Annotated in this window: 27 protein-coding genes; 13 read left to right on the top strand and 14 right to left on the bottom strand. The window is 61.3% G+C overall.

Annotated features, from left to right (window positions below; translation table 11 throughout):
• Window positions 1–88: 88 nt before the first annotated feature.
• Window positions 89–1,030 carry a CoA ester lyase gene (locus WC026_RS03425; protein WP_372709401.1) on the bottom strand — a complete coding sequence of 314 codons (942 nt, stop codon included), beginning with the start codon at window positions 1,028–1,030 and terminating at the stop codon, window positions 89–91.
• A gap of 98 nt (window positions 1,031–1,128) precedes the next feature.
• Between WC026_RS03425 and pdxY the strand changes: the two genes are divergently transcribed.
• The 4 genes from pdxY to WC026_RS03445 all read left to right on the top strand — a co-directional run bounded on the left by pdxY (window position 1,129) and on the right by WC026_RS03445 (window position 4,364).
• On the top strand, window positions 1,129–1,992 hold the full coding sequence (pdxY, locus tag WC026_RS03430; RefSeq protein ID WP_372709402.1) for a pyridoxal kinase: 864 nt from the start codon (window positions 1,129–1,131) through the stop codon (window positions 1,990–1,992).
• A gap of 22 nt (window positions 1,993–2,014) precedes the next feature.
• Window positions 2,015–2,386 (top strand): arsenate reductase (glutaredoxin), encoded by a 372-nt coding sequence (gene arsC, locus WC026_RS03435; RefSeq protein ID WP_372709403.1) that lies wholly within the window; start codon window positions 2,015–2,017, stop codon window positions 2,384–2,386.
• A gap of 126 nt (window positions 2,387–2,512) precedes the next feature.
• Window positions 2,513–3,706, top strand: a complete 1,194-nt coding sequence (gene nhaA / locus WC026_RS03440) for a Na+/H+ antiporter NhaA (protein ID WP_372709404.1) — start codon at window positions 2,513–2,515, stop codon at window positions 3,704–3,706.
• A gap of 19 nt (window positions 3,707–3,725) precedes the next feature.
• Entirely contained in the window at window positions 3,726–4,364 is a 639-nt protein-coding gene (locus WC026_RS03445) for a carbonic anhydrase (RefSeq protein ID WP_372709405.1), read from the top strand.
• 31 nt (window positions 4,365–4,395) lie between these two features.
• Here WC026_RS03445 and WC026_RS03450 read toward each other — a convergent pair whose 3' ends face one another.
• The 5 genes from WC026_RS03450 to ccmA are packed head-to-tail and all read right to left on the bottom strand — an operon-like array spanning window position 4,396 to window position 7,266.
• Window positions 4,396–4,959, bottom strand: a complete 564-nt coding sequence (locus WC026_RS03450; RefSeq protein WP_372709483.1) for a DsbE family thiol:disulfide interchange protein — start codon at window positions 4,957–4,959, stop codon at window positions 4,396–4,398.
• Window positions 4,960–4,996: 37 nt separating this feature from the next.
• Window positions 4,997–5,167, bottom strand: a complete 171-nt coding sequence (gene ccmD, locus WC026_RS03455; protein ID WP_372709406.1) for a heme exporter protein CcmD — start codon at window positions 5,165–5,167, stop codon at window positions 4,997–4,999.
• Window positions 5,168–5,171: 4 nt separating this feature from the next.
• Window positions 5,172–5,927 (bottom strand): heme ABC transporter permease, encoded by a 756-nt coding sequence (locus WC026_RS03460; RefSeq protein WP_372709407.1) that lies wholly within the window; start codon window positions 5,925–5,927, stop codon window positions 5,172–5,174.
• A 53-nt stretch (window positions 5,928–5,980) separates the two neighbouring features.
• Window positions 5,981–6,646 carry a heme exporter protein CcmB gene (gene ccmB / locus WC026_RS03465; RefSeq protein ID WP_372709408.1) on the bottom strand — a complete coding sequence of 222 codons (666 nt, stop codon included), beginning with the start codon at window positions 6,644–6,646 and terminating at the stop codon, window positions 5,981–5,983.
• A complete protein-coding gene (gene ccmA, locus WC026_RS03470) occupies window positions 6,643–7,266 on the bottom strand; it encodes a heme ABC exporter ATP-binding protein CcmA (RefSeq protein ID WP_372709409.1) in 624 nt (207 codons plus the stop codon). The genes ccmB and ccmA overlap by 4 nt, the downstream gene beginning before the upstream one ends.
• 235 nt (window positions 7,267–7,501) lie before the next feature.
• Here ccmA and acnA point away from each other — a divergent pair, with 235 nt between their 5' ends.
• Window positions 7,502–10,216: an aconitate hydratase AcnA gene (gene acnA, locus WC026_RS03475; protein WP_372709410.1), complete on the top strand. Its 2,715-nt coding sequence runs from the start codon at window positions 7,502–7,504 to the stop codon at window positions 10,214–10,216.
• A gap of 360 nt (window positions 10,217–10,576) precedes the next feature.
• A complete protein-coding gene (locus tag WC026_RS03480; protein WP_372709411.1) occupies window positions 10,577–11,344 on the top strand; it encodes a DUF1223 domain-containing protein in 768 nt (255 codons plus the stop codon).
• 77 nt (window positions 11,345–11,421) lie between these two features.
• Here the strand turns inward: WC026_RS03480 and WC026_RS03485 are convergent, their stop codons facing one another.
• Window positions 11,422–13,503 (bottom strand): M3 family metallopeptidase, encoded by a 2,082-nt coding sequence (locus WC026_RS03485; RefSeq protein ID WP_372709412.1) that lies wholly within the window; start codon window positions 13,501–13,503, stop codon window positions 11,422–11,424.
• A 449-nt stretch (window positions 13,504–13,952) separates the two neighbouring features.
• Between WC026_RS03485 and WC026_RS03490 the strand changes: the two genes are divergently transcribed.
• The gene (locus WC026_RS03490; RefSeq protein WP_372709413.1) at window positions 13,953–14,339 is read left to right on the top strand and encodes a DUF2794 domain-containing protein; all 387 of its coding nucleotides are present in this window, start codon (window positions 13,953–13,955) and stop codon (window positions 14,337–14,339) included.
• Between the two features lie 88 nt (window positions 14,340–14,427).
• On the opposite strand, the gene WC026_RS03495 is transcribed toward WC026_RS03490, so the two are convergent.
• The 3 genes from WC026_RS03495 to WC026_RS03505 form a co-directional block, all read right to left on the bottom strand.
• A complete protein-coding gene (locus WC026_RS03495; RefSeq protein ID WP_372709414.1) occupies window positions 14,428–15,195 on the bottom strand; it encodes a Bax inhibitor-1 family protein in 768 nt (255 codons plus the stop codon).
• 104 nt (window positions 15,196–15,299) lie between these two features.
• Window positions 15,300–17,882 (bottom strand): ABC transporter permease, encoded by a 2,583-nt coding sequence (locus tag WC026_RS03500; protein WP_372709415.1) that lies wholly within the window; start codon window positions 17,880–17,882, stop codon window positions 15,300–15,302.
• On the bottom strand, window positions 17,879–18,634 hold the full coding sequence (locus tag WC026_RS03505) for an ABC transporter ATP-binding protein (RefSeq protein ID WP_372709416.1): 756 nt from the start codon (window positions 18,632–18,634) through the stop codon (window positions 17,879–17,881). Before WC026_RS03505 ends, WC026_RS03500 begins: the two co-directional genes overlap by 4 nt.
• Before the next feature lie 74 nt (window positions 18,635–18,708).
• Between WC026_RS03505 and WC026_RS03510 the strand changes: the two genes are divergently transcribed.
• Window positions 18,709–19,410, top strand: a complete 702-nt coding sequence (locus tag WC026_RS03510; protein WP_372709417.1) for an arylesterase — start codon at window positions 18,709–18,711, stop codon at window positions 19,408–19,410.
• Window positions 19,411–19,452: 42 nt separating this feature from the next.
• Entirely contained in the window at window positions 19,453–20,025 is a 573-nt protein-coding gene (thpR, locus tag WC026_RS03515; RefSeq protein ID WP_372709418.1) for an RNA 2',3'-cyclic phosphodiesterase, read from the top strand.
• A gap of 24 nt (window positions 20,026–20,049) precedes the next feature.
• On the opposite strand, the gene WC026_RS03520 is transcribed toward thpR, so the two are convergent.
• Window positions 20,050–21,027 (bottom strand): NADPH:quinone oxidoreductase family protein, encoded by a 978-nt coding sequence (locus WC026_RS03520; protein WP_372709419.1) that lies wholly within the window; start codon window positions 21,025–21,027, stop codon window positions 20,050–20,052.
• Between the two features lie 53 nt (window positions 21,028–21,080).
• Here WC026_RS03520 and WC026_RS03525 point away from each other — a divergent pair, with 53 nt between their 5' ends.
• The gene (locus tag WC026_RS03525; RefSeq protein WP_372709420.1) at window positions 21,081–21,587 is read left to right on the top strand and encodes an RNA methyltransferase; all 507 of its coding nucleotides are present in this window, start codon (window positions 21,081–21,083) and stop codon (window positions 21,585–21,587) included.
• A 74-nt stretch (window positions 21,588–21,661) separates the two neighbouring features.
• Window positions 21,662–22,093 (top strand): hypothetical protein, encoded by a 432-nt coding sequence (locus tag WC026_RS03530; RefSeq protein ID WP_372709421.1) that lies wholly within the window; start codon window positions 21,662–21,664, stop codon window positions 22,091–22,093.
• Window positions 22,094–22,105: 12 nt separating this feature from the next.
• On the opposite strand, the gene WC026_RS03535 is transcribed toward WC026_RS03530, so the two are convergent.
• The 3 genes from WC026_RS03535 to WC026_RS03545 all read right to left on the bottom strand — a co-directional run bounded on the left by WC026_RS03535 (window position 22,106) and on the right by WC026_RS03545 (window position 24,859).
• Window positions 22,106–22,744 (bottom strand): Smr/MutS family protein, encoded by a 639-nt coding sequence (locus tag WC026_RS03535; protein ID WP_372709422.1) that lies wholly within the window; start codon window positions 22,742–22,744, stop codon window positions 22,106–22,108.
• The gene (locus WC026_RS03540) at window positions 22,741–24,018 is read right to left on the bottom strand and encodes a murein transglycosylase A (RefSeq protein WP_372709423.1); all 1,278 of its coding nucleotides are present in this window, start codon (window positions 24,016–24,018) and stop codon (window positions 22,741–22,743) included. Before WC026_RS03540 ends, WC026_RS03535 begins: the two co-directional genes overlap by 4 nt.
• An 85-nt stretch (window positions 24,019–24,103) precedes the next feature.
• Window positions 24,104–24,859, bottom strand: coding sequence for a Tim44/TimA family putative adaptor protein (locus tag WC026_RS03545; RefSeq protein ID WP_372709424.1), 756 nt, complete (start codon window positions 24,857–24,859; stop codon window positions 24,104–24,106).
• Between the two features lie 289 nt (window positions 24,860–25,148).
• Here WC026_RS03545 and WC026_RS03550 point away from each other — a divergent pair, with 289 nt between their 5' ends.
• Both WC026_RS03550 and secB read left to right on the top strand, forming a co-directional pair.
• On the top strand, window positions 25,149–25,679 hold the full coding sequence (locus WC026_RS03550) for an FxsA family protein (protein WP_372709425.1): 531 nt from the start codon (window positions 25,149–25,151) through the stop codon (window positions 25,677–25,679).
• 107 nt (window positions 25,680–25,786) lie between these two features.
• Complete coding sequence (gene secB, locus WC026_RS03555; protein ID WP_372709426.1) at window positions 25,787–26,305, top strand: protein-export chaperone SecB; 519 nt, start codon at window positions 25,787–25,789, stop codon at window positions 26,303–26,305.
• The last annotated feature ends 3 nt before the right edge of the window (window positions 26,306–26,308 follow it).

The raw sequence follows: 26,308 nt of genomic DNA on the forward strand, positions 1-26,308 counted from the left end.
TTTCCGGATGTGGGCCGCGAACCGCAACCCTTTTCAAGACGCCAAGACGCGATCAAGGGCCGCAGACGCCGTGGATTTCAAGTCGCGCTCAAAACCAAGGCTCTTCGATGCGCGAGCGCGCGGCGATGGCGTCCGCGATGGCGGCAACCCTTTTCGCCATGACGAGGTGTAGGCGTTCCACCATCTTGCCCTCAACGGTAATGACGCCTTTTCGGGCGTTTTCCGGCTGTTCGAAGGCTTTGATGATCTTGGTCGCCCAGGTGACCTCGTCGTCGCTCGGCGAGAAAATCTCGTTGCAGGGCGCGACTTGCGACGGATGAATTAGGGTCTTGCCGTCCATTCCGAGCGTGCGGCCGTGCTCGCATTCGGCGCGAAAACCCGAATCATCCTTAAAATCGTTGTAGACGCCGTCAATGACGTCCAGTCCGTAAGCGCGGGCCGCGACAAGCGTCATCGCCAGCCACGGCACGACGGCGAAGCGGTTGCTGCCGGCACGGGCGCGGCTTTCCTTCAACAGATCGTTGGTTCCGACCACAAAGCAGGCGAGGCGATTGTCGGGGTCGGGACCGCAGGCGGCGATTTCGCGGGCGTTGATGATGCCCATCGGCGTTTCGATCATGGCCCAGAGACGAATGCGGGGGTCGGCATCGGCCGCCTTCACCACTTTCGCCGTCCCGACAATATCGCCCGACTGCGAAACCTTCGGAACAAGGATCGCATCGGGAGCCGCAGCGATCGCCGCATGGAGGTCACCCATGCCCCACGGCGTCTCGATCGGGTTGACGCGCAAAATGACTTCATGCGAGCCGAATTCACCTGCCCGGATGGCGTCCGCGGCATGTTTGCGGGCCAGTTCCTTGTTTGCTGGCGCGACCGAATCCTCGAGATCGAGAATAATCGAATCGGCGGGAAGTGATTTCGCTTTGTCGATGGCGCGTTCGTTGTCTCCTGGAACGTAAAGAACGCTGCGTCTTGGTCTCATCGCCATCGGCGTCGGCTCCGGAGCTGCGGGGATGGTGCAACGCACCATAACGCATCCGACGCCCAGGCATACTCAACTTTTGAGCCAGACGATAAAGATCCACCGGCGCGCAGGTAGACGAATGCGCTGCGGATATCCCATGATAGATGGCTTGGCCTTCCCTGCTCGAAGGCGCGGCCGATACACGATCTCCAAGTGCAATCAGGACCATGCGCCGAATTCTCGTTATTTCATCGCACGTTGCGCAAGACACGGTTGGTTTAAGTCCCACCATCGCTCCGCTGCAGCGCGCGGGAATCGAGGTCGTGGCGCTGCCGACGGTCGTGTTGTCCAATCATCCGGCACGCGAAAAATGCGCTGGCGTGATCCTTGAACCGGCCGCGCTCGAAAAGATGAGCGGCGCGATCGAGGCGAACGGCTGGCTCGGCACGTTTGATGCGGTGCTTACTGGTTATCTGCCGTCCGCCGGACACGCGACATGGGTGGCGCGGCTCATCAAGCGGATGCGAGAGATCAGCCCGCAGATCATTTACGTCTGCGACCCCATTCTGGGGGATGATCCGGAAGGCCTCTATATCGATGCGGCCGCAGCAGCCGTGGTGCGCGATGCGCTGGTTCCGCTCGCCGACATCACGACGCCAAACCGGTTCGAACTCGGCTGGCTCTCGCGCCAAGAGGTTCAATCGCCGGAAGATGCAGCGCAGGCGGCGCTAGCGCTTGCCTGCCCAATCGTGGCTGCAACGTCCATTCCGTCCGGTCCCGACGAATTGGCGAACGTGCTATCGCAAAGCGGGAACGTCCAGGTCAGCACCGTGAAAAAGCTCGCCGACGTGCCGCACGGAACAGGAGATCTGTTCACGGGCTTCCTGACCGCGCGCTTGCTCAACGGCGCGTCCGTGTCGGATGCATGGACTCATGCGACCCAAGGCGTTGCCTTTGGCGTGGAAGCCAGCCGCGGCAGCGACCGGCTCATGCTGCCGCTGATCGACTGGGCCTGGCTTTCGACATGACAAAAGCCGGAAAGGACGTCTGATGACGATTACGATCTATCACAATCCCGCTTGCGGCACGTCGCGTGCGACGCTGGCGATGATCCGCGAGCATGGCGAAGAGCCACGCGTGATCGAGTATCTGAAAACGCCACCAAACCGGAAAGAGCTTCTTGAGCTGATCAAGGCGATGGGCATCGCACCGCGCGACCTGCTTCGGCAAAAAGGAACGCCCTACGAAGACCTTGGGCTTTCCGACACGGGCCTCGACGACACGGCGATCATCGACGCGATGTTGGCGCATCCGATATTGATCAATCGTCCGATCGTCGTGACGCCGCTGGGCACGCGCCTGTGCCGGCCGGCGGAAACGGTTTTTGAAATTCTGCCTAAGGAACGTATCTCTAAAGCATAAGCATTTCGCCAATTCTTCTTGCCTTCGGCTGCGTTTCAGCGATGCGGCGATGCGGTTCAACCTTTTGCTTGCCCCGGCGGGGCTTGCTACCTACGATTTGCCAAACCGGGAGATCAAAGGCCGTACATGAAGCCGGAAACAACTGCGACGGGCATTAGTCGTGAGGCCGCCGCAGGATTGGCGCTGCTCTGCGCCGCAATCCTCGCGCTCATCATCGCAAATTCATCGTTTAACGATATTTATGAGCGGACGCTCGAGTTCCCGCTTTCGATCGGTATCGCGCCGTTCGTGTTGTCCAAATCGCTTTTGCATTGGATCAACGACGCATTCATGGTGATCTTCTTTTTCGTCGTAGGTCTCGAGATCAAGCGTGAGATGCTGCGCGGTGCGTTGTCGAATCGCAAGGCGGCCCTGCTTCCGATTCTCGCCGCACTGGGCGGCATGATCGCGCCGGCTCTGATCTATGCCGCGATCAATTGGGACAACAACATCGCGCTCAAAGGCTGGGCTATCCCGGCTGCAACGGATATCGCGTTTGCCGTTGGTGTTCTGGCCGTGCTCGGCTCACGCGTGCCGCAGAGCCTCAAGGTTTTCCTGCTGGCGCTCGCCATTATCGACGATCTCGGCGCGATTCTCATTATCGCGTTTTTCTATACCGGTGACCTGTCGCTCTCGGCGCTGGCGCTCGCCTTTGCCGGGGTCGCCGGTCTTGCCCTTCTCAATAGTTTCAACGTCATGCGGATATGGGCCTATGCTCTCGTCGGCGCGTTCGTGTGGCTCTGCGTTTTGAAATCGGGTGTCCACGCGACGCTCGCCGGTGTCGTCACCGCGCTTTTCGTACCGCTCACCGACGGCAAGGGCCGAGAAGGTCCACTCGAATCCGTCGAGCATTTTCTAAGCCCTTGGGTGAGTTTCCTCATCCTGCCGGTTTTCGCGTTCGCCAATGCGGGCGTCTCATTTTCCGCGATTTCGGCTGAGGATTTCACATCGCCGATTTCGCTTGGAATTATGCTTGGACTTCTCATCGGCAAGCCGCTTGGAATCTATAGCTTTGCCTGGGCCGCGATCAGAAGCGGCCTCGGAGCGCGGCCGGATGGCGCAACCGAGATGCAGCTATTCGGCACAGCCATGCTTGGCGGTATTGGCTTCACGATGAGCCTATTCATCGGCATGCTGGCGTTCCCTGATGCGCACGCGAGTGGTCACGTCAAACTCGGCGTGCTGAGCGGTTCGCTGATATCGGCCGTTCTTGGGTATCTCGTTCTATCAAGAACCAACACCCGCTTGCGCAGGGGTGTGACGCTGCGCGGCGGCTCGTAAGAAGGAGAACCAAACGACAATGAAGACCTTTCCCGACTCTCTTGCCGATCGCTATCGCCGCTTCAAGTTCCGCCACTTCACTCCGAACGCCGCACATTACGAGAGGCTCGCGACGCACGGGCAGGACCCTCAGACGATGGTCATCTCGTGCTCCGACAGCCGCGTCGATCCTGAAACGATCTTCAGCGCCATGCCGGGCGAGCTGTTTGTCCTGCGCAATATCGCCAATCTCGTTCCGCCCTACGAAACCGGCGGCAACTTCCACGGCGTCAGCTCGGCCATCGAGTTCGCGATCCTAAATCTCAACCTTCGCCATCTCATCGTCATCGGTCATTCCGGCTGCGGCGGCATCAAGGCGGCATGGGACGAGAAGGCTGCCGTTCAAACGGAAGCTCATTTCATCTCGCGCTGGATGTCGATGCTGGATGAGGCGCGCCTTGCCGTCCTCCGCGACAATCCGGGCGCTTCGCCCGAGTTCAAGCAGCGTGCACTCGAACAAGAGGGCGTCATGCAGTCGCTGAAAAATCTGCGGACGTTTCCGTTCGTGCGCGAGCGGGAGGAGCAAGGCTTGCTGCAGCTTCACGGCGCGCATTTCGATATCGCGACGGGCACGCTCAGCGTCTACGATAACGAGACCAAGAAGTTCCAATCTATTTAAAGCGATTTCGCGTCAGACTGCGTTCGGCTTATCACGGTCCGGACGCTATCGAGCCCGCAGCCGTGCGGGCTTTTTCGATTGCGGGAAGCAATTTCGACGTTAGCGCGGCTTCGGAAATCGGTCCGACGTGCTTGTAGACGATCTGACCTTTGCCATTCACGATAAATGTCTCCGGCGTTCCGTAGACGCCCCAATCGATAGCGGCACGGCCCTGCGCGTCGGTTCCGACCGCCGTATAGGGATTGCCGAAACGGCCGATGAAGCGGCGGGCGGCGTCAGCGCGATCCTTGTAGTTGATGCCGTAAATATCGACATCGGCCATACTTTTCAGTTTTACGAGGAATGGGTGTTCCTCGATGCAGGGCATGCACCATGATGCCCAGTAGTTGACGACGGAAACCTTCCCCTTGGCGAGATCGGCGCTGGTAAAACCGACCTCGGGCTTGCCGTTCGCGGATTCAAGTCCCTCGATCGGCGGAAAGACGCCTTGCGGAACCTGCTTGCCGACGAGCGTCGAGGGAAGAAGGGAGGGATCGCCGGAGCGCAGCGCCATCGCGAAGAAACCTGCGACGGCGGCAAAAAACAGGACCGGCAGCAAGCGGAGAAGTTTCGATCGGCCTTGATTCACGGGTTCACTCCACGGCGCTCGCCGAGCGGCGTCGGGCACCGCGCTTTTCCAGTTCCTGCATCGCGGCGGCTTGCTTTCTGCCATCGAAAATGAGCCAGGCGACGAGGCCCGCGACAACGAAGATCACGGCAGCATACGAAATCCAGATGAAGGCGGCGTGCGGTCCAAGGTCCATGAATTCAGCTCGTGGCCCCCGAGGCTGCGAGCCGGTCACGACCGGCGACGACTTGCGCGCGCATGGCTTTCACGCGCCGGCGCATGATCTCGTTGCGCATGGCTTTCAAATGCATCGCGAAGAACAGCAGCGTAAATCCCATCGCCATGATGACCAGCGGCCAGCGCATACTCGGATCGACCGTCGAGGTGAAGTCGGTTGAAGGTTGGTGCAGCGTGTTCCACCAGTTGACCGAGAACTTGATGATCGGAAGAATCGTGACGCCGACAAGCGCGAGCACGGCCGTCAGCTTGGCGGCCGCAGATTCATCTTCCAGCGCCGCTCGAAGCGCCATCAGTCCGAGATAGAGAAAGAAAAGAATAAGCACCGACGTCAGGCGCGCATCCCAGACCCAATAGGTGCCCCACATCGGCTTACCCCAGAGCGACCCCGTCAACAGCGCCAGGAACGTGAACGCGGCGCCGAGCGGCGCGGCCGCTTTCGCGGAGACGTCGGCGAGGGGGTGCCTGAAGACGAGAAGGCCGAAGCTCGACACGGCGATCAGGCCGTAAATCATCATTGATAGCCAGGCGCAGGGCACGTGGATGTACATGATGCGCACCGTCTCGCCCTGCTGGTAGTCGGCGGGCGAGTCGAAGAACGACAGGTAAAACCCGAGCGCGATCAGAACGGCGGCAGCGGCCGACGCCCACGGAAGCACCCTCGCGGAAAGCCCCATGAAGCGGGTCGGATTGGCCAGTTGCTGCGTCAGCGTCTGCATGGTCGGGATTTAAGCCCTTCGCCGTTTTTTCGCAATGAACGCGAGGTTACCGTTTATTGAAGTTGTATGCGGAGGGCCGCTGCCGCCGCGATCGGGCCGAGGACGACGGCGACAAGCGATATCGCCGTTAGGATCAGAAACGCCGCGCCCATTCCGGAGGGTCCCATGGTGGCGCTAACCGTCGATATGCCGAAAATCAAGGTCGGCACGTAGAGCGGCAAAACGACCAGCGCCAGCAACAGGCCGCCGCGCCGCGCTTTTACCGTCAACGCCGCGCCGATAGCGCCGAGGAAGCTGACCGCCGGGGTGCCGGCCAGCGTCGTTGCGACAAGGATCGGGTAGGACCTGATGTCCAGGTTGAGCAAAATCCCAAGTACCGGCGCAAGCAGCGCCAGCGGAATGCCGGTCGTGATCCAGTGCGCCAGCGCTTTCGCGGCAGCCACGAGTTCGAGCGGAAGGCGGCCGGTTGCGAGCACATCGAGCGTGCCATCCTCATAGTCGGCTTCGAAAATGCGGTTGAGCGACAGAAGCGCCGCCAGCAGCAACGCGATCCACAAGATGCCGGTCGCGATGCGCGCCAGCAGATTGAGGTCCGGCCCAAGGCCGAGCGGCATCATCGATACGACGACGAGGAAGAAGCCCAGCGCCGTGCCTATCGCACCGCCTTCGCGGACGGCCAGTCTCAGGTCGCGGCGAACGAGCGCCCAGAAACTTGTCACGCGGCCATCCTTCGTGGAGCGATTGTCAAAGTCCGGACGCGCTCCAGCGCCAGCGGCACGTGCGTCGCGATGATCGCCAGACCGCCGCCGCTCGTATGATGGTTGACCGCGGCAACGAGACGATCCGACGACGCGATGTCCAGCGACACGGTCGGCTCATCGAGAAGCCAGAGCGGGCGCGGCGCGAGCAAGAGCCTCGCCAGTCCAAGCCGCCGCCTTTGTCCCGCCGAAAGATAAGCCGCCGGAAACTCTACGAGATCTTCCAAGCCGAAATGGCGGAGCGCGCGTTCGATCTGCTCGGTATCGGACGCATGGCCGCTCAGATATTCCGACCAGAAGGCGGCGTTCTCGAACACGGTCATGCTCGATTTGACGGCGTTGGCGTGTCCGACGACGTGCGCCTGCTCCGAAATCGTCAGCTCGCTATCGCCGCCATCGAGCCGAATCGTGCCCGCCGCCGGGCGGACGTAGCCCGCGATGGCTCGGAGCAAAGTCGTCTTGCCGGCGCCGTTGGCTCCCGACAGAACCAGGGTTTCGCCCTCCGAGACCGCAACCGACAGGCCGTCGATAACGACGCGGCCGCCCCGCTCTATGACCAAGTCTTCGGCGATGAGTTGCACTGGGACGGGCTTCCGTGACTGCAAAATGAACGACAGCTGCCGCATTTTGCCTGCGACGCCATCGCCAAAACGTGAAGGGGTTCACTTTTTTGAAGGATTATATAAAAGGCACGTTGTATCCTTCGCTAGCGCAAAAGCGGGGATCGCGCGGCTTCGTCAGCGATGTCGCGGGATGTCCTCGATCCGCCGGCACTCCGGCGGCGCAGCCCTTCGTCTTAACTTCGGAGGCCTGACCTTGAGCGCACTCACACCCCTATCCAACGACAGCTTCAACTGCCGCAAGACCCTCACTGTCGAGGGTAAGCCCTACGTTTACTATTCGTTGCCCGAGGCCGAGGCCAACGGCCTCAAGGGCATTTCCAAGCTGCCTTATTCGATGAAGGTTCTGCTTGAGAACCTGTTGCGCCACGAGGACGGGCGCACGGTGACGAAAGCCGACATCGCGGCGATGGCCGACTGGATCGATAACAAGGGCAAAAAGGAAAAGGAAATCGGCTTCCGTCCGGCCCGCGTCCTCATGCAGGATTTCACCGGCGTTCCGGCCGTCGTCGATCTCGCCGCCATGCGCGACGGCATGACGAAGCTCGGCGGCGATCCGGCCAAGATCAATCCGCTGGTGCCGGTCGACCTCATCATCGACCATTCCGTCATCGTCGATGAATTCGGAACGCCGAAGGCGCTCGCCGACAACGTGGCTCTGGAATACGCGCGCAACGGCGAACGCTACAACTTCCTGAAATGGGGCCAGGGCGCGTTTCACAATTTCCGTGTCGTGCCGCCCGGAACCGGCATCTGCCATCAGGTCAATCTCGAATACCTGGCGCAGACGGTGTGGACCAAGCAATTGCCCGACGGTTCAACGATCGCCTATCCCGATACGCTCGTCGGCACGGACAGCCATACGACGATGGTCAACGGGCTCGCGGTGCTCGGCTGGGGCGTCGGCGGCATCGAAGCGGAAGCAGCGATGCTCGGACAGGCGCAGTCGATGCTCATTCCGGAGGTGATCGGCTTCCGGCTAACCGGCAGGCTCAACGAGGGCGTCACCGCGACGGACCTGGTTCTGACCGTGACGCAGATGCTGCGCAAAAAGGGCGTCGTCGGCAAGTTCGTCGAGTTCTACGGTCCCGGCCTCGACAGCATGACGCTCGCCGACCGGGCGACGATCGGCAACATGGCGCCGGAGTACGGTGCGACGTGCGGGTTCTTCCCGGTCGACAAGGAAACGATCAACTATCTCATGATCTCGGGGCGCGACGTGCACCGCATCGCACTGGTCGAAGCTTACTCGAAGGCGCAGGGGCTGTTCCGCGAGTCGGGCTCGGCCGATCCCGTTTTCAGCGATACGCTGGCGCTTGATCTCGGCGACGTCGTGCCATCGATGGCGGGGCCGAAACGGCCCGAGGGCCGGCTTGCACTCGGCGATATCAAGAGCGGGTTCGAGACGGCGCTGACGTCGGAATACAAAAAGCCGGGCGAGCTTGCGAAACGCGTCCCTGTCGACGGCAAAGCCTTCGACATCGGGCATGGCGACGTCGTCATCGCCGCCATCACGAGCTGCACGAACACGTCAAATCCGAGTGTCTTGATCGCGGCCGGGCTTCTGGCTCGCAATGCCGTCGAGCGCGGACTGACGAGCAAGCCGTGGGTGAAAACATCGCTCGCGCCTGGATCGCAGGTCGTGGCCGCCTATCTCGCCCAGGCGGGTTTGCAGACCTATCTCGACAAGATCGGATTCAATCTTGTCGGCTTCGGCTGCACCACCTGCATCGGGAACTCGGGGCCGCTCGCCCCGGAGCTGTCGAAAGCCATCAACGATAACGGCATCGTCGCGGCGGCGGTTCTCTCGGGCAACCGCAACTTCGAAGGCCGTGTCAGCCCCGATGTGCAGGCGAACTATCTCGCATCGCCGCCGCTCGTCGTCGCCCATGCCTTGGCGGGCACCGTGCTTAAGGATCTGACGAAAGAGCCGATCGGAACGGGCAGCGACGGCAAGGCTGTCTATCTCAAGGACATCTGGCCGACGACGCAGGAGATTCAGAAGTTCATTGCCGAGAACATCACCCGCGACATGTTCAAAGCCCGCTACGCCGACGTGTTCAAGGGCGACACGAACTGGCAGTCGATCGCGATCGGCGGCGGCCTGACCTATGGCTGGAACGGGCAATCGACGTACGTCCAGAACCCGCCCTACTTCCAGAGCATCGCGCGCGAGGCGAAGCCGGTCGTCGACATCGTCAACGCGCGAATCCTCGGGTTGTTCGGCGATAAGATCACGACCGACCACATCTCGCCCGCCGGCTCGATCAAGACGTCTAGCCCGGCCGGACGTTATTTGCTCGATCATGGCGTGCAGCCCGTCGACTTCAATCAGTACGGCACGCGGCGTGGCAACCACGAAGTCATGATGCGCGGGACGTTCGCCAACATCCGCATCAAGAATGCGATGGTGAAGGACGCCAACGGCAACGTGAAGGAAGGCGGCCTGACGATCCACTATCCGTCCGGCAAGGAAATGGCGATCTACGATGCCGCGATGCTCTACGAGCAGGAGGGTGTGCCGCTCGTCGTGTTTGCCGGAATTGAATACGGCAACGGCTCATCGCGCGACTGGGCCGCGAAGGGCACCAACCTGCTCGGCGTGCGTGCCGTCGTCGCGCAATCGTTCGAGCGCATCCACCGTTCGAACCTGGTTGGCATGGGCGTCGCGCCGTTCACCTTCCAGGACGGAACCTCGTGGCAATCTCTCGGGCTCAAGGGCGACGAGAAAGTCACGATTCGAGGCCTCGCCAAGGTGAAGCCGCGCGAAGTCATTAACCTGACGATCACGCGGGCCGACGGAACGTCGCTCGACGTGCCGGTGCTCTGCCGTATCGATACTCTCGACGAGATCGAATACTTCAAGAATGGCGGTATTCTGCATTACGTGCTGCGCAACTTGGCTGCGTGAGCGGCCCCGCGCGGACACTGGGCTCGAAACACGGGGTAAGGGGCGCTTGGCGCTCCTTACGTCTACCCGCCGTCTACCAGCTCCCCTACCAGCTCCCCACTGGCATTTTTCACGTTAAGATAAATCTCGCGCGTCTCACTCGTTCGTGACATGGCTTTCCAGCCTTTCACTTTTTGGCCGCGACGCTAGAGAGTAAGAAGGACTAGGAGGTGGACGCGTCACCTCAAATTTTTTGTTTTGTCGTGCTCCTACCGGAAAACCGGTTTCCACTTTTCCGGAAGCACTCTAGTTTTTGTTCTGTCGTGCTTCCTATCGGAAAACCGGTTCCCACTTTTCCGGAAGCACTCTAGGCGAGCCGCAATGCGTTTTGGCACTACCCTTGTGGCCTTCCTGGCGCCGATCGCCGCCATCGCCACCACAACGTCTCTCGCAGCTCAGCCCTCTGGTGCGGGTCAACCGGCTGTTGCGCCTCGCGCCGTCGTCGAGCTCTACACGAGCCAGGGGTGCTCATCGTGCCCTCCGGCCGACGCGGTGCTTGAGAAGCTTTCGGCGGACCCCTCGGTCATCGCGCTGTCGTTTCCTGTCGACTACTGGAATTATCTCGGCTGGAAGGACACGTTTGGCTCGCCGCGCAATAGCGAGCGGCAACGCAACTACGCCCGTGCCCGTGGCGACGGCGCCATCTACACGCCGCAGGCCATCGTCAACGGCGAAGTTCACGTCAACGGCGCGTCGGAAGCGGAAATCGAGAACGCGATCCAGAAGACGTCGGAGAAGGCCGGACCGCAGCACATTCCCATCCGGTTCTGGCAGGAGCGGAATACGTTGAACTTCGCCTTGGGCGGAGAGGAGACCGGACACGGACCGCGCGAAGCGACGATCTGGCTCGGCGTCGTGCAGTCGTCGGGAACGGTCGACATCAAGGAAGGCGAGAACCAGGGCAAGCAGCTCAGCTACAAGAACATCGTGCGCGAGCTGACGCCCATCGGCATCTGGAAAGGGCAGCCCATGGAGATTCAACTCCCGCGCGCCGCCCTGATGCAGGCCGAGGTGCAGAAGATCGTCGTATTGCTGCAGGAGGACCGCAGCGGTCCGATCATCGGCGGAACGCTTGCCGGCCTGTGGTGACGCCTTAGTGGCCCGCATATGGGCTCCATGGCCGCTGCTAGAACGGCCATGGCATAAGCAACGTCGGCGGCGATTATCTACGCAGCCAAGCCGCGCTTTTTCAGCAATCCATCGATCTTGGGCGGGCGGCCGCGAAACGCGACATAGGCCGCATGCGGATCGCGCCGGTTGCCGGCGGAATAGATGAACTCGTAGAGCTTTTTCGCGGTCGGGCGATGAAACACATCGCCTGCTTCCTCGAACGCCGCGAAGGCATCGGCATCCATCACTTCCGACCACAGATAGCTGTAGTAGCCCGCGGCATAGCCCGACATGATATGCATGAAATGCGGGATGCGGTGGCGCATCACGATCTCATCCGGCATGCCGATATCTTTCAGCGTCTCGCGTTCGAAGCCTTCGACGTCGCCGATCGGATTTCCCTTGGCTGAATAAAGCGCCATGTCGACGAGCGCCGACGACGTATATTCGACCGTTGCAAATCCCTGATTGAAATTGCGCGCGGCAAACAGACGATTGCGCAATGCTTTCGGCATCGGCTTGCCGGTCTTGTAGTGAAGCGCGTGCTTTTCGAGGACTTCCGGCGTCGACAGCCAGTGCTCATAAAGCTGCGAGGGCAGCTCGACGAAATCGCGGGAGACCGCCGTTCCCGAGATCGACGGATAGCTGACGTCAGACAACAATCCGTGCAGGGCGTGGCCGAACTCGTGAAACAGCGTGCGCGCGTCGTCGAACGACAACAGCGCCGGTTCGCCGTCGGCGCCCTTTGCGAAGTTCAAGACATTGATGATGACCGGCGTCTGGCCCTTGGCGAGCTTATGCTGTGAGCGGAAGGCTGACATCCAGGCGCCCGAACGCTTCGATGGCCGCGCGAAATAATCGCCCATGAAGATGCCGACATGGTCGCCCGATTTGCTCAAGACTTCCCAGGTCCGGACTTCGGGATGATAGCGCGGCAGATCCGTCCGCTCCTTGAAGCGCAGGCCAAACAGCCGCGTCGCGCAATCGAACGCCGCGCGGATCATGTTGTCGAGCTGCAGGTAGGGGCGCAGCTTCGACTCGTCGAAATCAAATTTGGTTTTTCGCACCTTCTCGGCGTAGTAGCGCCAGTCCCAAGGCATGATCAGCGAATTATCGCCGCCAGCGCGGGCTTCTGCGAGAAGCGCGTCGTGCTCTTCGCCGGCGCGCTTAACGGCTTTGCGCCAGACGCCCTGCAGCAGATCCGCGACGGCGTCCGGAGTCTTGGCCATCGTGTCCTGCAGGCTGAATTCCGCGAAGGACTTGAAGCCCATCAGACGCGCATATTCGCCGCGCAGCGCAACGGCCTCGGCGACGATCTGGCGGTTGTCGGTATCGCCATCATGGGCGCCGCGCTTCCCCCAGGCTTCGAAGGCCTGCTCGCGCAGGTCGCGGCGGCTGGAGAAGGTCAGGAACCCTTCGACGCTGGAGCGCGCCAGCGTAATCATTCCTTTGCCGTCGACACCCGCATCGGCGGCGGCCCGCTCAGCGCTTTCTTTCAGCGTCGAGGGAAGCCCGGCGAGATCGGTGTCGTTTTCGAGAACCAGCCGCCAGGATTGTTCGTCCTTCAGCACGTTCTGCATGAACTGGGTGACGAGCGTCGCAAGCCGGGCGTTGATTTCCTTGACGCGCGACTTATCGGCGGGCGACAGGCGAGCACCGGCGCGGACGAATTCCAAATGATGGCGTTCGAGCACGCGGCGATCTTCGTCGCTGAGCTTCAGAGATTCACGGCGCTGGAAAAGATCGTCGATCCGCTTGAAGAGGCGTTTGTCGAGCAGAATGCGAGTCTCATGCGCCGCGAAACGCGGGGCCATATCGCGCGCGACTTCCTGCAATTCCGGCGTCGAGTCGGAGCCCTCGATGTTCCAGAACACGGACGCGACGCTGGAGAGCTGCCAGCCGCTTTTTTCGAGCGCAAGAACCGTATTTGCGAACGTCGGCTTGCTCGGATTCGACGCGATCTTTTCGATCTCGGCGTTGTGCTGGCGAAATGCGGCCTGAAGCGCCGGCTTGAAGTGGCGCGCTTCAATTTTGTCGAACGGAGCGAGAGCGAACTCGGTATTCCATTTCGTGATCAACGGGTTAATTGCGGACTTGGGTGGCGCCTTGGCGGCCGGTTTCCGTGTGTGAGCTATCATATTGCGAACGCTATCCATTCCCCCTTCAACGTCATTTTATATAAGCACAGATTTTTCCGCCGTTTCAAATAACGATCTGTAATGCGGCACAAAAAAAGGGCCGGATTGATCCGGCCCTTGAAGGGTGTTTGGCAGGGTGTGTCTTGGACGGGGAGGCCAAGACGGGAGAGGGTAATCAGGAGGGTTGCCGAGACCTAGCTCCGAAACTGTGGCCCCGGGGGGCTGGGGGGCTGAGTGTCCAGAGCCGGTCGTTGAAGCAAGGTCTCGGTCAACCGTTATCTTTATCGCGTTTTAATACGGCGGATTGTGGCCAGTTGGTCGTCGCGATTTTGTCGGACGCGAGGTATTTCCGTGTAGAGGAGTCTCTACAATCCTACGCAACACGCTGGCTCTTGCTTTCGCCGTGCATTGGCGCGATCCTCTCATTCGTCAGCAACGGATGACTCGATTTGAGCGAGACAACCGATCCGATAGTTTTCCGCCCGCGACGCGCGGGTCATCACGCGGCTCCGGATACGCATGGTTCGGAGCCCGGACGGCCGACTTCCTTCGACAGGCATGAGCTTGCCGCTATTCTCGACCTTTATGGGCGCAAGGTGGCGTCCGGCGCATGGCGCGACTACGCCATCGACCTGCTTCGCGACAAAGCGGTCTTTTCCGTTTACCGGCGCGCTTGTGAATATCCGCTCTACCGGATCGAGAAGGACCTGCGTCTGGCTCGCAAGCAGGGCGCTTATAGCGTCATCGCGGCGGGTGGCCTCATCATGAAGCGCGGACACGATCTGAAGCGGGTGCTCAGTGTGCTTGAAGACAGGCTCGATCTGGTGACAAGATAATCCGCTGCGCGCCGCGGTGCGACTAAGAACCGAATATAAAAAAGGCCCCGAATTTCGGGGCCTTTCGCTTTCGATATGTTGTGTGAGCTTAATTGCTGTTGCTATTCATGAGACCCAGGATGTTCAGGATGTGGATGAACATCGTGATGAACGAGCCGTAGAGCATGAACGCACCGAAGATCGACGAACGCTTCAGCTGCTCTGCGCCGCCGTGAGAGGCGTTCTCGATGTACATCGACTTGATCGCCTGCGTCTCAAAGGCCGTCATGACCGAGAAAAGCAGGACGACGACTGACGAGATCAGCAGGCTGACGGTCTTGCTCGTGCCCGGATCGGTCACGAAGAAGAAGCTCACCAGCATGGCGATGATCAAGCCGATCGACGCCATCGACAGGAAGCCGCTCCAGCCGGTCATGTCCTTCTTGGTCGTGTAGCCGATGAGGCTCGTGGCCGCAAAGGTCGCCGCAGCGATGAAGAACGCCTGACCGATCAAGCCAGAAAGGCCGCGGGCGACGAACATTTCGATCATCGGCGAGATCAGGACGCCCCAAAGCGCGCAGTACGCCCAGAAGGCGCCGTGCGCCAGCGCGTTGCTGCCCGAGAAGAACAGGCGCGGCGCGAACCAGCCGAGACCCAGAAGCGCGGCGAAGATCACCCACTTCATCGGTCCGAGCGCAATCGCCTGCATGACGGCCGGGTTAGCCATCAACAGCATCACGACGACGGCCGTACCGGCCACGCCGAGCGCCATATAGTTGTAGGTGCCGAGCATGAAGGAGCGCAGCCCCTGGTCTAATGCGCCGGATGTTCTCGCGCCGCCGATTGGCCCAGTCGGTCGCGTAAAAACTTCAGCCATTGTCGTAAAATCCTCGTTTGAAGCGGCGCAAATCCGCCGCACCTGCTCAAGATATGATCTCTATGCGGCGGGCTTTCAAGGCCCCTAAAACAAGAGGTTAAATTTTACTCGGTACGGAGATATGGGACTGGCGGCGCCCTCAGGACGGCCCAGGTTCCCAGACCGCCGAACGCGGTAATCATCAGGGCGGCTACAGTCAGTGTTTCCAGAACGGCGTTCACCGAGAAAACGAAGTCAATCTCCATGATGCGGGTGACCGCGACCCATGCGATCAGGCTCCCAAGCACAATGGCAACCAGCGCCGCTATAAGGGCGAGGAGCGCATATTCGAATGCGTGCGCTTTCAGGATTTGACGCCGGCGGGCGCCGATCGTTTTCAAGATGACTGCCTCAAGAATGCGACGCCGCTGCGCCGTGGCAAGGGCTCCCGCCAGCACCAGCGCGCCCGCCGCCAGCGTCACGCTGCCTGCTGCCTGGACGGCGATCATGACTTTCGCGACGATCTTATTGAACTGATCGATGGCGTCGCGCACGCGGATCGCGGTGACGGACGGATAGGCCTTGCCCATGTCGCGCACCATCGCGGTTTCCGCCGACCGGGGCGTCCCGGAGGGAAGTCGCAAGGTCGCCAGCACATTGTGGGGTGCGCCTTGAAGCGTATTTGGTGAAAACACCATGATGAAGTTGAGCGCCAGGCTCTCCCAGTTGACCTCGCGCAGGTTGGCGATCTTTGCCTCGACATTGCGGCCCAGGACGTTGACCGTCACGCTGTCTCCGATCCCGAGGTCCAGCTTTTTTGCGAGATCGCGTTCGAACGAAACCAGCGGCGGGCCTTGATAGTCTTTCGGCCACCAAGTGCCGGCCGTCAGCGTGGACCCTTCCGGTATCGCGTCGGCGTAGCTCAGGCCGCGGTCGCCGTTCAGGACCCATTGCGCGTCGGCGGGGACCTTTGCTTCTTCGACCGGCGTTCCTTTGAGCGCAACCAGACGGCCGCGCAGCATCGGCGCATCGACCAGCTTGGTGCCGGAAATGTCGCCAAGGATCTTGGCTTTCACCGCGTCGAACTCATCGGGTGCGATGTCGAGCAGGAAATAATCCGGCGCCTGCTCGGGAAGGCGATCTGTGAGGTCCGAAACCAGCGCGGCATTCGCCAACGCTACGGCGACCAGCAAAGAAAGTCCTGTGCCGAGAGACAGGATGACGGACCGGGTCAAGCCGTCGGGGGCCGCGATGTTGCGCAGTGCCAGCGCGAGCTCCGGCGCCTTGGGCCGAGGGATGCGTTTGACGAGGCGTGCAATCGCGCCGCCAAGCCATCCGAAGACCGTCAGCATGACGATCAGGCTGATCGCGATATAGACGGCGATGTTATGCGGCTCGGACGTCGCGACGGCGATGGCGAACAATAAAGCCGCCAATGCTCCCGTCGCGACCATGATCGACCTGCGCGGCCAGCCGGTGACGGCGTTGATCGAGTCGCGAAAGAGCACGGCGGCGCGGACGTTCTCAACGCGGCCGAGCGGCCAAAGCGCGAAGATGAGCGCCACGAGCAAGCCGTAAAGCGCGGCGATGCCGAGGCTCCCCGGAGAGACTTGGATTCCGGTTCGCACCGGCAGCAGGTCGCCGTAGAAATTCTCGACCAGCGGCGGCACGGCGACGCCAAGGGCGAGCCCGATCGCGATGCCGATGGCGCTCATCAGGACGATCTGCACCAGGAAAATTCCGATGATCTGCGCGCCCGAGGCTCCGAGACTTCGCAGCGTTGCAACAACCTTGATCCGCTTGTCGATAAAGGTTGCGACGGCGCTCGCGATGCCGACGCCGCCAACAAGCAGGGAAGCTAGTCCGATGAGAATCAGGAATTGGCGCAAACGTTCCAGCGTGCGCGTGATCTGCGGCGATGGATCGTAACGATCGACGCTCGTAAATCCTGCCGTCGGCATCTTTTGCTCGACGGATTTCCGGAGGTTCGCGAGGGTTTCGCGATCCGACGGCGCGCCGGGCGGAAGCTTGACCGCATAGCGCCAGCGAATGAGCGTCCCGGGTTTGACGAGCGCGGTTTTATCGAGCGTCGCGAGTGAGACGAAAATGCGCGGACCGTAGGTCAAGCGATCCGCGACGGCGTCGGGCTCGGCCTGCAAGACGCCGGTGACATCAATTTCCGCTTGGCCGATGCGAAAGCGGTCGCCGACCTTCAATCCGAGGCGTTCGAGGAGCATCGGATCGACGACGGCACCATTGTCGACGATCGCTTCACGGAAGGACTTGCCATCCTCGATCGTCGTCTCGCCCGACAAAGGATAGGCGGCATCGACGGCTTTCAGCTCCGCCAAGGCTTGATCCGATCCGTCGAGGCGGCGGGCCATCGTCCGCAACGTCGAGGTTTCACTGACGCGGCCGAGGTTTTGAAAGAGTGTCCGTTCCTCGGGCGTGGCGCGGATGTGCATGCGCGCGAACGTGACGTCGCCGCCCAAAATGGTTTCGCCTTGGCTCGCGAGGCCCGCGCGCAACGCATCGGCGAGGGCGCCGACGGCGGCAATCACCATCACGCCCAGCGCGAGGCAGGCGATGAAGATGCGAAATCCCTTGATGCCGTTGCGCAACTCGCGTGCGCCGAGCTTCAGAACGGTCTTCAAGCCCGCCCAACGGGATGGCGCCAGATTTGCGCGCGGTTCGAGGACGAGCGTCACGGCGATACCGCGCGAACTGCCGATGACCTGGTCGATTCATCAGAGGCCACCGAACCGTCGGACATGCGAATGATCCGGTCGGCCATGTGGGCCAGGTGATCGTCGTGCGTGACGATCACCAACGTCGCGTTGCGGCGCCGACGCAAACCAAAAAGGAGATCGATAATCTGGCGGCCAGTGCCGCCGTCGAGATTGCCGGTCGGCTCGTCCGCAAAGATGATTCGCGGTTCGCGGACGAGTGCGCGCGCGATGGCGACGCGCTGCTGCTCGCCGCCAGAAAGTTCAGCCGGATAATGCTCCGTACGCGCCGCGAGGCCCACTTCCTTCAGAAGCTCGCCCGCGTTCTTGTAGGCGTCCGCTTCGCCCGCAAGCTCCATCGGCAATGCGACGTTCTCGAGCGCGGTCATGGTCGGCACGAGATGAAACGACTGGAAGATAATTCCCATCTCCGCGCCGCGGAGCACGGCAAGATCATCCTCGGACAAGCGCGTCAGCTCACGCCCTGCGATCGCGACCGAGCCGCTGCTCGCGCGTTCGAGGCCAGCCATCACCATCAGCAGCGAAGTCTTTCCCGATCCTGATGGTCCGACGATCGCGGCTGGCTGCCCAGCCGGAATATCGAGAGATACGCCGCGCAATATGTGCACCGGGCCGGCTTTGCTCGTGAGTGTCAGATGCACATCGTCGAGTTGGATAATCGGTTCGTTCAAAGTCTGGCCGCCTTGCTCGGTGCGCGCGATGGATTTTGTCATTGTCCGGGGCTTGTCACTCGGAAATCGACGCTCTACGTCAGATCAATGATTTGCGTGATCGGTGGGGCCGAAAGATGAACGTGCGCCACAGGCTTCGAACGGCTTTAGCGTTGGTCGTGACATTTGCCCTCTCAATCATGGTGGCTATTGGCATGGCGGCGATTGCCACCCCGTTTCCCGCGTGGGCCGATGAGGCGCAACCCGTGACCCTCGTCGCTTTCGGCGATAGCCTTACGGCGGGCTATGGCGTCAAAGCCAGCGAGGCGTTTCCGGCGCAGCTTCAAATGGCGCTTCAAGCGAAGGGCTACAAGGTCACCATCGTCAATGCGGGCGTTTCCGGCGATACGACGGCCGACGGACTTCGTCGCTTCGATTGGGCCATGCAGCCGAAACCCGATGGCGTCATCCTCGAACTCGGCGCCAACGATGCGCTGCGCGGGATCGATCCCAAGGAACCGGGCGCCAATCTCGACAAGATGCTTTCGGCGCTCAAGTCGCTGGATGTTCCTGTCCTTCTGACCGGCATGAAAGCGCCGAACAACTGGGGCGACGACTACGCCAAAGCGTTCGACGCAATCTACACCGATCTCGCGGCCAAATATGGCGTTCCGCTGTATCCGTTCTTCCTCGACGGCGTGGCGCTGGACCCGGGGTTTTCCCAGCCCGATGGGTTGCATCCGACGGCAAGCGGCATCGGAGAAGTCGTCAAGCGGATCATGCCTGAGGTCGAAGCGCTCGTTCAGCGCATCTCGCAGCGGAAAACGGCGGCAAAATAGCCGTCACCGTTATTTCGCCATCGCCAGCTAAGGAGGTTCCCGATGCCTCGCCTGTTCACCGCCATCGAGATCCCCGACGACATTCGCGACGAGCTTCATCGTCTGCGCCTGCCGCTACCCGGCGCGCGATGGATCTCGCCCGAGAGCTACCACATCACACTCCGGTTCGCGGGCGACATCGACAATGCCAAAGCCCGCGAGTTTACCGCGAATCTCACCAGCATCGAGATCGACGGCTTCGAACTTCGGATTTCGGGACTCGGAGCTTTCGGCGGCGATGATCCGCATTCGATCTGGGCCGGCGTCGAGCCGGAGCCAAAACTCGATGAGCTTGTGCGAGCACACGAGAAAGCCGCGCGGAATGCCGGTCTTGCGCCGGAAACGCGGGCTTTCCGCCCGCATGTGACGCTGGCGCGTTTGAGGCATTCGAATGCGGAAGCGGTCGCACGATTTCTCACGCACTACAGCGGATACCGGTCCGAGCCGTTTTTCGTAACGCGCACGCTGTTGATGTCGTCGCGACCGAGCGTCGGCGGCGGCCCTTATGGCATCGAAGATCGCTTTCCTGTGCGCGGCATGGAATTCTTGAGCGAGGACGGCGAAGCGAGCTGGTAGGATCGACGCTTACGGATTACCGGTTCATTCGATCGTCACGACGACTTTACCTGTCGCTTCGCGCCGCTCTAATACACCCAGCGCCGCGACGATGTGTTCAAGCGGATAGGTCGCGTGGATACGCGGCGAAAGCCGTCCTGCCGCGACCCAGTCGAGAAGCTGAAGCATGTTGGCGCGATGCCGCGCCGGATCGCGGCGGACCGACTCGCCCCAGAACACACCCGCCATTTCCGCGCCGCGTAGCAGAAGCAGATTGAGCGGAATTTTCGGAATTTCTCCGGCAGCGAATCCGACGACGAGAAATCTGCCCTGCCATGCGAGCGCACGCACCATGGGTTCGGCCGCTTGTCCGCCAATGCAATCGTAGATGATATCAGCGCCGTCGCCGCCCGTCAGCGCACGGATTTCGGACTTCAGGTCGCCGCCGGGATGTAGGATCGCGGTATCGGCACCGGCTCTTATCGCGATTTCGCATTTTTCCGGAGATGAGGCGACGGCGATGACGCGGGCATTCATCAGCTTGGCGATTTCGACGGCGGCTTGTCCAGCACCGCCTGCCGCACCCGTGACGGCGACGGTTTCGCCTTCGCTCAATCGCCCGCGATCGCGCAGACCGTGCATCGCGGTGCCGTAGGTCACGGAAAGGCCGGCGGCGACCGCCATCGGCACATCGTCGGGGAGCGGCATGAGCGCTTGCGCGTCGACTGCGATTTTCTCGGCTGCCCCGCCCCAGTTCACATAGGCCATCACCCGCTGACCCGGCGAAATTCCCATCTCCCCGGCAGCGACGGCCTCGACGACGCCCGCGATTTCGGCGCCAGGGGCAAACGGCAGCTCGGGCTTATATTGGTATTTGCCGCGCGTAATGAGCGTATCGGCGAAGTTCAGCCCGACGGCCTTGACGTTGACGAGAGCTTGGCCTGGTTTGAGCACGGGCTCCGGCAGTCTCTCGATAACGAGGCTCTGTGGCCCATCAAGGCTCTTGCAAAGAGCAGCCTTCATATGTGACGTCCCCTGCCGCTAGACACATCTCTGACACACACGAGCGAGAGGCAATGTCAAGAAACGCAACGACTTGGCCACCGCATCCGAAGGGCTATTTCGCCATCGGAGCCGAACGCATGTCAAAGTCGCTCAATCTTGGCAACTTGATGCGATCGGCGCATGCGTTCGGGGCGAGTTTCACTTTCACGGTCGGCGCGACGTACAAGGCCGTCGAGGCGCACGCCGACACCTCCAAAAGCCAATTGCATCTGCCGCACTACAACTGGGCGGCGCTCGACGACATGGCGCTGCCGGGCGGCTGCAAGCTGGTCGGGATCGAGCTTCTGGACGATGCGATCGATCTTCCGAGTTTCCGGCATCCGCTGCGCGCGGCTTACGTGCTTGGTCCCGAACTCGGATCGTTATCAGAGCCGCTCATCGAGCGCTGCGACTATGTCATCAAAATCCCAACGCGCTTTTGCATCAATGTTGCGATGGCGGGCGCGATCGTGATGTATGACCGTACTAAATCTCTGGCACGTTTCGCCGATCGCCCGATCGGCGAAGGGGGACCTTGATGCACGGACCGCGGCGCTTTCTCGCGGCTTTATTATTTTTTGTCATCGCCTCGACTTCGCTTGGGGCGGAGACCATGACACGTGTCGAAACGTATGGGGATTGGGAGCTGCTCACCGACTCCGAGACGCCGCATCTCTTCTGTTTCATCACCAGCGAGGCGAAGTCGAGCACACCGGACAATACTCAGCGCGAGGCCCCCCGCGCCTATATCTCCGCATGGCCGAAGGACGGCATCCGGAGCGAGGTCAGCTTTCGCATGGGGTTCAAAATCAAGAAAAGCGCACCGGGGACGGCGTCTGTCGGAGCGAGCGGATTCAAGTTGTTCGGTTCGAACGACCGGGCTTTCGTCTCGGACTCGACGCAGGAACTGAAGCTGATCGAAGCGATGCGCAAGGGCAGCTCGATGACGGTCATGATCGCGTCTGATCATGAGGCGGTGACGGATAGCTATTCGCTTTCGGGCGTCGGCATTGCGCTGCAGAAGCTGCAGGAAACGTGCTTCTGAAGTGGCTGTTTTCTAGGTCCGGTGGCGTGCGCGCAGATGCACGTAGATGGCGCCTTCGCCGCCGTGCTGGATCGCGGCCGTCGTATAGCTGACGACAATGCTGCGCACGTCCGGCTCTTCCAGCCAGCGCGGAACGTTGCGCTTCAACACACCGCGCTCATTCTCCGGATTGCGATAGCCTTCGTCCGACACTGACCCAGGCTTGCCTTTGCCGGTGATGACGAGAACAAAGCGGAGGCCACGGACTTGGCAGCGAAAGAGGAAGGCGCGTAGCGCGGCATGGGCCTCGCTTTGGCGTAGTCCGTGAAGGTCGACGCGCGCCTCGATCTCGGTGCGGCCGCCGCGAATCTTGCGCGCGTGTTTGCGGTCGAAATCGGAGAGATCCGGCGCGGCGCGGGGTGCCGGTGCGACAGGCCTTACCGGCGCAGGCTTGACGGCTCCGTGTTTCAAAGCCACCGGTTTGGCGGCGTTGTCCTGCTTCGGCGGCGTCTTCGCTTTCGGGCCGTCGGTCGTGGCGCGCTCGCTCACATGCAGGCGGCCTTTGGCGCGTTTCAGCGGCTCGATCGTCGCGGCGGCATATTTCCAAATGGCGTCATCGTCGTCGTCCGATGCGGAGGTTTTGCGGCCGCCTTTGGCGTGCGGCTTCTTCACGGCGCGCCGCCCGCGGCTTGGTGTTTCGCCGGGTGCGCGAGCGGCAGCAAAACGACGAAATGCCCTTTCTGCTTGGTCACACCCGCAAGACGACCTGCCTCATCGCCCGAGCCGAAATAAATATCGCCGCGCTCCGGCCCCTTGATCGCGGAGCCGACGTCGTGCGCGATCATCAACCGGCGGAACGCGCCGTTCTTTGTTGCGTGCGTCAGCTCCGGGGACTCGACAAAAATCGGCGTTCCGAGCGCGTAATACGAGGTATCGACCGCGAGACTGCGGCGGGGCTGCAACGGGATATTGTTGGCGCCGATCGGGCCTTTCGTGTCGCTGCCCATCAGCTCGCGGAAGAAGACATACGATTCATTTTTCCACATCACGGCGCGGGCGCGGTCGACATTGGCGCGCAGCCATTGCTTCAGAGCTTGCAGCGACATGACTTCGGCGCTGATCTCACGCGATGCGATCAGCGCACGGCCGATCGACGTATAGGGGTATCCATTCTTGCCGTCGTAAGCGACGCGCACTTTTTCGCCGTCCGGCAGCTCGACGCGCCCGGACCCCTGGACCTGCATGAAGAACACGTCGACCGGATCCTTGAAGTACATCAGCTCGAGGTCCCGGCCCGCGAGCCCGCCCTGGTCGATCTCGGCGCGTGTCGGAAAGGGTTCGATCCCGCGTTCGGTCTTGCGCATGTGTGTCGGCGCCGCCGATTTGGCGCCGCGCTCGCTTTCCGCAACCATGTTTACGAGATCGGGCGGACGGCGATAGATCGGCACCGGGAATTCGGCTGTCCGGATGCGTGATCCCTTGAGCAGCGGTTCGTAGTATCCAGTGAGCAGGCCCACATCTTTCGCGCCCGCCACGCGATGGGGACGGAAGTGCGTTTCGAAAAAGACGCGCGCGTCTTTGCGCGTGCGGACGCCACCCGCTTTATCCTGGGCAAGCGCCAGCGTGCAGACGTTGAGAAGGTTCTGCTTGTAAGCCGGCCCACCGGCTTTCGGCACGGATGACGAGGTGTTCAGGACAGGGCCGCAGGAGGCGAGAAAGGCTTTCCAGGCCGCCAGATGGTCGTCGGCGGTCCAGCCGGGGATGTCGCTGAACGCTATCGGGTCCAAATTCACCGCGTTCGTTTGCATCGGGATTGGCGCTGGGGTTCGCGTTTCGGCTATCGACGGCTCGGCGACAAGATGAAATCCGGCTGAGCCTATCAGAATTGTAGCCGCGAGCGGGAGGCCGGTGCGCTTCCACACGGGTTGGCGCATTCCGATGCTCATAAGGCGCCCCCAGGTGCCCGCGCGCCGCTTTCGTCAGCACTTAGCGGCGGCAACCCATCGGCGCCGCCCAGAACTCAATTCTGGCCTAATTCGGAGCCTGTGTCGCGACCAATCGCCAGTTTGGATTGCCCCGCGCCTTCGCCGACGAGACATCGCGGCTGAAAATCCAGATGTCGGTCACATCCTTGATCTTCTGCGCGTCGCCGGCGATGACTTCCCCGGCTTTGTCGCGCGTCGCGGAGATCAGCTCGCTGACGAAGCGTATGGTCAATGCAGCCGTGCCGTTCTTCACTTCGGCGTCGACGATGTCGGCCTTTTTGATGCCGACGAACTGCTGATCCAGTACCTCGCCGCGCGATTCACGGTCTGCGATCGCGGCGCTGAATCCGTCAAAGACGTCCTTGCTCAGCAAGTCCTTGAGCATGCGGCGATTGCCTTCCGCAAATGCGGAAACGATCATCTCATAGGCGCGGCCGGCACCGGTCACGAAGGATTCCGGATCGAATTCGGGGTCCAGCTTGGCCACGTCGAGAAGCCCGGCCGTGATGTCCGGATTACTGACGGGATAGGCGTTGATGCGCGTTTCGGCGGTCGGTCCTGCCGCCTCGGCCGCGGGCGCCGCCGGACTGGTGTCGCGATCGCGCCGGGGCATGGTGATGACATCGGCCGAGGGCGCTTCGGCACCCGCGCGCTGACTGGCTTCCCGCTCGCGGGCGCGCAGACGCTCGACGCGTTGCTCGTCATCGTCCGTACGATGGCCGAGCACGCTTCTCAGCTTGATGATCGCCGCCACCGCCACAATGAGCGCAATCAGCGTGATAAGGTCAAATTGGCCAGACATTCTTAAGGCTTGAGCCTCCGGTATCGCGGCGGGCTAAATTGTCACGTCGAACTGCCCGAGCATCGCTTCGTATCTAAGGCCTCGCGGCCGACATTTGTAGGTTTGATTTTATAACAGTTGTCGAACGTGAAGTCTCGCAGGTGGACTTCGCCCAGATCTTTTACCGCTTGGCAGCCTCTTATGGCGAATGTGGTGAATAGCGTTGAAAACGACCGGCTGGTCCCCGGGGCGGACAGTGGCTCGATCGACGCATCCGCGCTAAGGTGCCGCAACGTATTGGCGAGAGCTTATGTCTCAACCCCTTAAAATTGCGATCATCCTACTTTTTGCGGCCTTTCCCCTTGTGGAGATCGGCTTGCTGATCCGGCTTGGCCGCGTCATCGGACTCGGCTGGCTCGCCGTCATCATCATCGGGACGGCGCTTCTCGGGACCTACGTCATCCGCAGGGTCGGCCTTTCCGTCTTCGAGCGCGCACTGTCGCGGCTCAGTTCGGAGCGCCAGGGCGTTTCTCCTCTGTTCGACGGTTTCGTCCAGGTTCTGGCCGGTGTGTTGCTGATCTTTCCCGGCGTGATTTCCGACGCGATCGGATTGACGCTGCTGATCCCGCAGGTGCGCCGGGCGCTGATCCGCACCGGGCTGTTGAAGCTGGTCACGCTTTTTCACTATCAGGCCGAGGTCGATCGCGGCTCGTTCCATGCTGCCGCCGCCGAGCCTCGGGAAGAAACGGACGGTCCTGTCATCGAAGGCGAATACGAACGCCTCAGCGAGAAGCCGCTCAGGCAGGGGCGCTCCGTGCAGCAACGGCGCTATCGCTCTTGAGATCCGTTCCAACGTCTTGTTGACGCGATTGCAAAGCACGCGTTGCGCGCCTCCGGCGAGCGTGCTAGCCAGCCGCCTTCGACGGGCCGGAAGCATAAGAGGATAACATGGCTGAAAACGGTAGCTCAGGAAACGGCTCGACCAAACCTGCGGACGAAGCGATTGCGCCCGAAGGCCAGAAGCCGATTCAAGCCAAGATCGTCAGCCAGTACATCAAGGATCTGTCCTTCGAGAACCCGAACTTCCGCAAGCTCATCACGAGCCCGGGCGATCAACCGAACCTCAAGGTCGAGGTGAACGTCGGCGCCCAGCGCATCGAAAACGATCTCTTCGAATCGGCGATTGAATTCAAAGCGACGGCGTCGAACAATCTCGGCACGATTTATGTCCTCGAAACCGTTTATGCGGGCGTGCTGAAAATCGAGAGCATTCCGGAACAGGCTCTCGAGCCGTTTCTGCTGATCTCCGGCCCGACGATGATCTTCCCGTTCCTGCGCCGCCTGGTTGCCGACATCACGCGCGAAGGCGGCTTCCCGCCGTTGCTTCTCGATCCCATTGATTTCAGCGGGCTCTATGTGCACCGCCAGCAGCAGCTCGCGCAATCAGCCGGTAAAACGGTGGCCTAACGC

The organism is Hyphomicrobium sp. (assembly GCF_041674905.1).
Lineage (GTDB): Bacteria > Pseudomonadota > Alphaproteobacteria > Rhizobiales > Hyphomicrobiaceae > Hyphomicrobium_B.

Bases quoted from the DNA above. Each gene is read 5' to 3' on its own strand.
- WC026_RS03510 (WP_372709417.1), top strand. From the start codon at position 18,709: ATGAACGTGCGCCACAGGCTTCGAACGGCTTTAGCGTTGGTCGTGACA.
- WC026_RS03540 (WP_372709423.1), bottom strand. From the start codon at position 24,018: ATGAGCATCGGAATGCGCCAACCCGTGTGGAAGCGCACCGGCCTCCCG.
- WC026_RS03445 (WP_372709405.1), top strand. From the start codon at position 3,726: ATGAAGACCTTTCCCGACTCTCTTGCCGATCGCTATCGCCGCTTCAAG.
- arsC (WP_372709403.1), top strand. From the start codon at position 2,015: ATGACGATTACGATCTATCACAATCCCGCTTGCGGCACGTCGCGTGCG.
- ccmD (WP_372709406.1), bottom strand. From the start codon at position 5,167: ATGGACCTTGGACCGCACGCCGCCTTCATCTGGATTTCGTATGCTGCC.
- WC026_RS03530 (WP_372709421.1), top strand. From the start codon at position 21,662: ATGACACGTGTCGAAACGTATGGGGATTGGGAGCTGCTCACCGACTCC.
- WC026_RS03460 (WP_372709407.1), bottom strand. From the start codon at position 5,927: ATGCAGACGCTGACGCAGCAACTGGCCAATCCGACCCGCTTCATGGGG.
- WC026_RS03525 (WP_372709420.1), top strand. From the start codon at position 21,081: ATGTCAAGAAACGCAACGACTTGGCCACCGCATCCGAAGGGCTATTTC.
- WC026_RS03520 (WP_372709419.1), bottom strand. From the start codon at position 21,027: ATGAAGGCTGCTCTTTGCAAGAGCCTTGATGGGCCACAGAGCCTCGTT.
- WC026_RS03425 (WP_372709401.1), bottom strand. From the start codon at position 1,030: ATGGTGCGTTGCACCATCCCCGCAGCTCCGGAGCCGACGCCGATGGCG.
- secB (WP_372709426.1), top strand. From the start codon at position 25,787: ATGGCTGAAAACGGTAGCTCAGGAAACGGCTCGACCAAACCTGCGGAC.
- WC026_RS03480 (WP_372709411.1), top strand. From the start codon at position 10,577: ATGCGTTTTGGCACTACCCTTGTGGCCTTCCTGGCGCCGATCGCCGCC.
- pdxY (WP_372709402.1), top strand. From the start codon at position 1,129: ATGGCTTGGCCTTCCCTGCTCGAAGGCGCGGCCGATACACGATCTCCA.
- WC026_RS03505 (WP_372709416.1), bottom strand. From the start codon at position 18,634: ATGACAAAATCCATCGCGCGCACCGAGCAAGGCGGCCAGACTTTGAAC.
- thpR (WP_372709418.1), top strand. From the start codon at position 19,453: ATGCCTCGCCTGTTCACCGCCATCGAGATCCCCGACGACATTCGCGAC.
- WC026_RS03485 (WP_372709412.1), bottom strand. From the start codon at position 13,503: ATGATAGCTCACACACGGAAACCGGCCGCCAAGGCGCCACCCAAGTCC.
- WC026_RS03550 (WP_372709425.1), top strand. From the start codon at position 25,149: ATGTCTCAACCCCTTAAAATTGCGATCATCCTACTTTTTGCGGCCTTT.
- WC026_RS03495 (WP_372709414.1), bottom strand. From the start codon at position 15,195: ATGGCTGAAGTTTTTACGCGACCGACTGGGCCAATCGGCGGCGCGAGA.
- WC026_RS03545 (WP_372709424.1), bottom strand. From the start codon at position 24,859: ATGTCTGGCCAATTTGACCTTATCACGCTGATTGCGCTCATTGTGGCG.
- nhaA (WP_372709404.1), top strand. From the start codon at position 2,513: ATGAAGCCGGAAACAACTGCGACGGGCATTAGTCGTGAGGCCGCCGCA.